Origin of the sequence: Serratia sp. HMSC15F11 (assembly GCF_001808215.1) — a bacterium.
Lineage (GTDB): Bacteria > Pseudomonadota > Gammaproteobacteria > Enterobacterales > Enterobacteriaceae > Serratia > Serratia nevei.
The window spans coordinates 1-656 of the sequence record NZ_KV792440.1 but is presented as its reverse complement, the minus strand read 5'-3'; the positions used below and the strand labels follow the sequence as shown (position 1 = coordinate 656).

Here is a 656-nt window from a genome sequence, read left to right as displayed (position 1 = left end):
GCTCCCTCCGGGTCGAGGCATGCCGACAGATTTATGAGCAGAGCCACCTCGATCGCACGATTGAAAACCCCCACCTCGAGTGCCACCGGTGCCCCACTGGCCTCGCGCTTTGGGTCGGTACCGAACAGCCCCCTGACGCACCACTGACCACCCCGGCAGACACCCGTAAGCTCTGCCCCCGTTGCAGCCGGAAAGACAACCGCCTGATCGCCCCCAATAAGCCCGGTTCGAGCCTGTGCGTCTCCTGCTGGAACCGCGAACGCGAAGCCACCATCGGAGCCAACGCACGCGGGAGAGTCAACCGCACCCCACCGTTCGTCTCGCCGTTCCTGATCGGCATCGGCGATGGCTGGCAGGTCTGGTACGGCATCCACCAGGGCGAGGCGCTCGTCCGCGCCATGCGAGCCAACCCGGGCGCACGGTTCCACGATCGCCGACCAGGCCCGGTCGGGCAAACACGCCGCGACGGTTTCGTGTACTACTGCCCCGAACACCGCGAGCCCCTGCGCTGGAACGGTGGCGACGGGCACGCCGGAGAGGTGGAGCTTGCTTGTCCCAGGTGCCAGCCATGGGCGGCACCTCTCAGCGTCGCCCCCACGTTTCAGACGGTCAGCTTCCAGACACCGCATGACGCCGCGCACCAGTACCGGAACGCC

At 67.4% G+C, this 656-nt stretch carries 1 pseudogene; it reads left to right on the top strand.

Going from position 1 to position 656, the window contains the following annotated elements:
• Positions 1–656 (top strand): annotated as a pseudogene (locus HMPREF3138_RS26665) (hypothetical protein); the annotation flags it as partial.